Origin of the sequence: Kitasatospora putterlickiae (genome assembly GCF_039527695.1) — a bacterium.
Classification (GTDB): domain Bacteria; phylum Actinomycetota; class Actinomycetes; order Streptomycetales; family Streptomycetaceae; genus Kitasatospora; species Kitasatospora putterlickiae.
The window spans coordinates 1-5,105 of record NZ_BAAAKJ010000335.1 but is presented as its reverse complement, the minus strand read 5'-3'; the positions used below and the strand labels follow the sequence as shown (position 1 = coordinate 5,105).

4 protein-coding genes are annotated in these 5,105 nt (G+C 72.7%); 1 reads left to right on the top strand and 3 read right to left on the bottom strand.

What is annotated here, in order from left to right; all coding sequences use genetic code 11:
- The 3 genes from ABD308_RS31550 to ABD308_RS31540 form a co-directional block, all read right to left on the bottom strand.
- A partial coding sequence (locus ABD308_RS31550; protein WP_344342641.1) for a DUF5954 family protein occupies positions 1-904 on the bottom strand: 904 nt, incomplete at its 3' end.
- A gap of 122 nt (positions 905-1,026) precedes the next feature.
- Entirely contained in the window at positions 1,027-1,611 is a 585-nt protein-coding gene (locus tag ABD308_RS31545; RefSeq protein ID WP_344342638.1) for a TerD family protein, read from the bottom strand.
- Positions 1,612-1,751: 140 nt separating this feature from the next.
- Positions 1,752-2,360 (bottom strand): class I SAM-dependent methyltransferase, encoded by a 609-nt coding sequence (locus ABD308_RS31540; protein WP_344342635.1) that lies wholly within the window; start codon positions 2,358-2,360, stop codon positions 1,752-1,754.
- Positions 2,361-2,677: 317 nt separating this feature from the next.
- On the opposite strand from ABD308_RS31540, the gene ABD308_RS31535 reads away from it, so the two are divergent.
- On the top strand, positions 2,678-5,023 hold the full coding sequence (locus ABD308_RS31535; RefSeq protein ID WP_344342632.1) for a glycosyl hydrolase family 18 protein: 2,346 nt from the start codon (positions 2,678-2,680) through the stop codon (positions 5,021-5,023).
- Positions 5,024-5,105: the final 82 nt, after the last annotated feature.

Sequence of the window (5,105 nt, the reverse complement as noted above, 5' to 3'; positions counted from 1 at the left end):
CGACCCGGACCAGCCGGAAGCGGCGGCCGCCCGCCCGGACCTCGTCGGCCCGCTCGGCGTCCAGCCGGTCGGCGGCCTCGGCGTAGCGGGCCAGCTCCTCCTCCCCGAGGGCCGGGTCCAGACGCGGAGCGAACTCACGCAGGTAGGCGGCCAGGCCGTCACGGGCGCCCTGCGGCGTCTCGCAGGCCCCGGTCATCGGCCCCCAGCGGCCGTCCCGGTACTCGGCGACGGCGCAGTGGGCGGGCAGGACGAGCACGTTGGGGTAGAGGTGCGAGGCGAGCCGTGCCTCGGCCCGGACGTCCTCCGGGATGAACCGGCCGGTCGGCACCAGCGCCATCATGTCCAGCCGCAGGATCCCGTCGACCAGGGTGACGCCGGCCGCCGGGTCGATCACGAAGCCCCTCACCCGGGAGGGCAGCCGGCTCCCCTGACCGACGGCGGCCGGGTCCGGGTCGGTGGGCCGGGGCGGCTCGATGCCCTCCGGGCCCGAGCGCAGCACCTGTTCGGCGCGGAAGACGCGGTAGTCCCGGCCCGCCACCGAGATCTCGTCCAGCGCCTCCCACTCCAGCCGCTCGTAGGCCTCGGTGTAGCGGGCGCGCTCCTCGTCCGTGATGCCCCAGGGGGCGGCCAGGCGGTCGCCGGGTTCGGCCAGCGCCCAGGCGCGGAAGGCGTGGCCCAGGTCGTCCCGGGCGGCCTGCGGGGTGGTGGCGTGGAACTGGAGGATCCGCCAGGCGCCCGTACCGGTCCGCTCCAGGGTGCCGAACACGGGCGGCATCATCATCAGGTCCGGGTACTTCTCGCGCGCTGCCCAGGCCTCCAGGCCGGCCACCGCGGCCACCGGATCGTCGGTACGGGTGACCCGGATGGTGAGGTGCTCGGGCGGCTGCACAGCGTCATCGTCCATGCGGCCAGTGTTAGCGGACGTACCGAGAGCACCGCAGGCTAATCGCGGAACTCCACCCGACCGGGCAAGACGGTTCCCGGACCGGCCGACCGGGGGTGCCGATCGGCCGGCCCGCCGGTCCGTCAGAGGTGCTTGACCAGCTCCGGCATGAGGTCCTGGAAGGTGCGCCCGCTGGCCGGCTGCCCGATCGCGGTCATCTGCCAGCCGCCCGCCGCGCGCTGCACCTTGGCCATGATCTGCGCGGTGTAGGCGCCGCCGCCGGTGAGCGTGTACCGGGCCAGCTCGGTGTCGGTCTGGGTGTCGACCAGCCGGCAGAAGGCGTTCTCGACCTCCTGGAACGTCTGGCCGGTGAACGAGTTGACGGTGAAGAGGATCTGGTCCACCTCGGCCGGCACGGCGGTGAGGTCGACGGTGATGGTCTCGTCGTCGGTCGCGTCCCCGGAGCCGCCGGTCAGGTTGTCGCCGCTGTGCCGCACCGAGCCGTCGTTGCTGGTGAGGTGCTGGAAGAAGACCACGTCCACCGGCTTGCCGGCGGCGAACAGCACCGCCGAGGCGTCCAGGTCGATGTCCTGACCGGCGAACAGCTTCGCGAGGAAGCCCTTCTTCTGCACGGCGCGCCAGCCGAGGCCCATCCGGACCACGCCCAGCCGGCCGCCGCCCGGCTTCTCCAGGCTCAGCTTCTGACCCTTCGCCAGCGAAACGCTCATCGCGCCCTCCTCGTTGCTCGCCTGCGCGCCTCGAATCTACAGCACTGTAGATTTTTTCGCGCCCCGCGCACGCCCTCGTCCCGGGACACCTGCATACCCCGCGGACGGGCCGGGGAAGCGGATCCCCCGCCGCGATCGGCTCAGGCCGCCGGCCGCTCCGCGCGGACCAGCGCGTCGACGGCCTCGCCGTCACCGGCCGGGCGGCGGACCCGCTCGGCCCGCACGGTGCGCAGCCCGGCGCCGGCCAGGTCGGCGAGCACGTCCTCGGGGGTGAACAGCACCGCCGGGTCCTGCGGGCCGCCGACGCCCTCGGTCAGGTTGGTGGAGTCGTGGCCGACCACCAGCAGGGTGCCCCCGGGGGCGAGCGCCCCGGCGGCGTGCCGCAGCGCGGCCCGGCGGTCCTCGGCGGGGAGTTGCAGGTAGGCGACCAGGACCAGGTCGTAGCCCTCCGGCGGGGCTTCGAAGGTGCGGGCGTCGCCGTGCCGCCAGGTGAGGCGGTCGGCGACCTCGTCGGGCAGCGCGGCGGTGAGCCGTTCGGCGCGGCCGAGGGCGACGGTGGAGAAGTCCAGACCGGTGACCTCCCAGCCGAGGCCGGCCAGCCACATGCTGTTGCGGCCCTCCCCGGCGGCGAGGTCCAGGGCGCTGCCGGGGGCGAGCCCGGTGAGCTCGCGGACCACCCAGCGGTTGGGTTCGGTGCCCCAGACCAGCTCGCTCACGGCGTAGCGGTCGTCCCAGGCGCGGCTGTCCATGACCCGTTCTCCGTTCGACGCGGGACCTCTCGGGAGGCCACCGTACCGGGCCCGCGCTCGTCGCACCGGTCGTGCGGCCGCCGACGGTCCGTCCAGCGGACACCCTTGACGGCGAATATTGGTCCAGTCCAATCTGTGATGTCGTGAGCGCGGCGGCCCCTGGTCGCTCCGCGCCGCACATCCGCACGCCCTGCCGCATCCTGCCCTGCCGCACGTGTACACCCGATCGCGCGCCCCCCACGGCGTCCGGTTCGGCTCCCCCGGCCCATCCGGGCCATCGCACCGCCGGAACCCCCACTCCTCCGGAGGACCACCGCATGCACGACCGTGTCATGTCCGCGCGCCCCGCTGAGCGCCGGGCCGTCGCGCCCCGCCGCCGGGCGCTCGCGCTCGCCCTGGCCGCCACGCTCAGCACCGGCAGCGCCGCCATCGCGCTCTCCCTCAACACCGCCTCGGCCGCCGCCGTCAACCTGCTCACCAACGCCGACTTCGAGACCGGCACCCTGGCCGGCTGGAACTGCGCCAACGGATCGGTCGTCACCACGCCGGTGCACGGCGGCGGTTACGCGCTCAACGGCGCCGCGTCCGCCTCCGACACCGCGCAGTGCCAGCAGACCGTCACCGTGCTGCCCAACACCACGTACACCCTGGCCGGCTGGGTGCGCGGCAGCTACGTCTACCTGGGCGCGACCGGAACCGGCGTCAACGCCCAGACCTGGGCGCCCAACGCGACCGGCTGGACGCAGCTGAGCACCAGCTTCACCACGGGCGCGAACACCACCTCGGTGACCGTCTTCACGCACGGCTGGTACGGCACCGGCGCGTACCAGGCCGACGACCTCACCCTGACCGGCCCGGCGGGTCCGACCGGCACGGCCAGCCCGACGGCGACCAACAGCCCCACCGCCACGAGCAGCCCGACCGCCACCAACAGCCCCACGGCCACCAACAGCCCCACCGCGACGAACAGCCCGACCGCCACCAACAGCCCCACGGCGACCAACAGCCCGACCGTGACGCCCACCGCCACCTCGACCGGCACCGGCCCGGCCGGGGACGGCAAGGTCACCACGCCGACCGGCGTGACCGTCACCAAGGTCACCCACAACGCCGTGGTCCTCAAGTGGCAGCCGTCCACCGCGACCGCCGGCGACGCCCCGGTCGCCTACAAGGTTTACGCGGGCGACCAGTTGGTGGCCACCTCGATGGGCACCTCGGTGGCGGTCAGCTCGCTGCTGCCGACCCGGGGCTACACCTTCACCGTCCAGGGCTACTCCGGCACCCACGCCTCCGCCCAGTCCGCCCCGGTGAACACCACCACCGCCGCGGCACCCGCCAACAGCCCGTTCCGCGCGGCCTACTTCGACCAGTGGGGCGTCTACGAGAACGCGTACCACGCGAAGAACGTCGAAACCAGCGGCGCGGCGGCCAAGCTGGACGTCCTCCAGTACGCCTTCGCCAACATCCACCCGACCAACCTGACCTGCTTCCAGGCGGTCAAGGCCTCGGACTCGGGCAACGAGAACAACCCGAACGCCGGTGACGGCGCCGGTGACGCCTACGCCGACTACCAGGCCGACTACAACGGCGCGGCCAGCGTGGACGGCACCGCCGACACCTGGGAGCAGCCGCTCAAGGGCAACTTCAACCAGCTGCGCCAGCTGAAGGCCAAGTACCCGAACCTGCGGATCGCCATCTCCATCGGCGGCTGGACCTACTCCAAGTACTTCTCGGACGCGGCCGCGACCGACGCCTCGCGCAAGAAGTTCGTCTCCTCCTGCCTCGACATGTTCCTCAAGGGGAACCTGCCCACCAACGTCGCCGGTGACCCGGCGGGCGGCGCCGCCGCGGCGGCCGGGCTCTTCGACGGCATCGACCTCGACTGGGAGTACCCGGGCTCGGCCGGCGGCCACACCGGCAACCACTACTCCCCGAACGACAAGCAGAACTTCACCCTGCTGCTCAAGGAGTTCCGCACCCAGCTGGACGCCCTCGGCAACGCCCAGGGCAAGAAGTTCCTGCTGACCGCGGCGCTGCCCAGCGGCCAGGACAAGATCGCGCAGCTGGAGACCGACAAGATCGGCGCCTACCTGGACTACGCCGACGTCATGACCTACGACATGCACGGCGCGTGGGACGCCAAGGGCCCGACGAACCACCAGGACCCGCTGCACGACAGCCCGGCCGACCCGACCACGCCGATCACCCCGGGCAACCGCAAGTACAACGTCGACACCACCCTCACCGCGTACACCACCGGCCTGCCGGAGTACGGCATCGCGGGCGGGTTCCCGGCGAACAAGATCGTGCTGGGCGTGCCGTTCTACTGGCGCGGCTGGACCGGCGTGCCGGCCGGCAACAACTTCGGCCTGTACCAGAGCGCGACCGGCCCGACCCCGGCCAAGCCGCTGAGCGCGGAGGCCGGCCTGGCCGCCTGGAAGGAGCTCAACGCGACCGCCGCCAACACCCACTGGGACCCGGTCACCGAGTCCTCCTGGGTGTACGACGGCACCAACTTCTGGACCGGTGACACCCCGCAGGCCGTCCAGGCCCGCGGCGCGTACGCCAAGAGCAAGGGCCTGGCCGGGATGTTCGCCTTCTCCCTGGAGAACGACGACGCCTCCGGCACCATGATCAACGCGATGAGCAACAGCCTGAACTGACGCCCGCGTCAACGGCCCCGGAGGGCCGGCCGGTGGTGGTGCACCGGCCGGCTTGTCGAAGTAGCGCAGCGTGAACTTCTTG

Bases quoted from the DNA above. Each gene is read 5' to 3' on its own strand.
- ABD308_RS31535 (WP_344342632.1), top strand. From the start codon at position 2,678: ATGCACGACCGTGTCATGTCCGCGCGCCCCGCTGAGCGCCGGGCCGTC.
- ABD308_RS31540 (WP_344342635.1), bottom strand. From the start codon at position 2,360: ATGGACAGCCGCGCCTGGGACGACCGCTACGCCGTGAGCGAGCTGGTC.
- ABD308_RS31545 (WP_344342638.1), bottom strand. From the start codon at position 1,611: ATGAGCGTTTCGCTGGCGAAGGGTCAGAAGCTGAGCCTGGAGAAGCCG.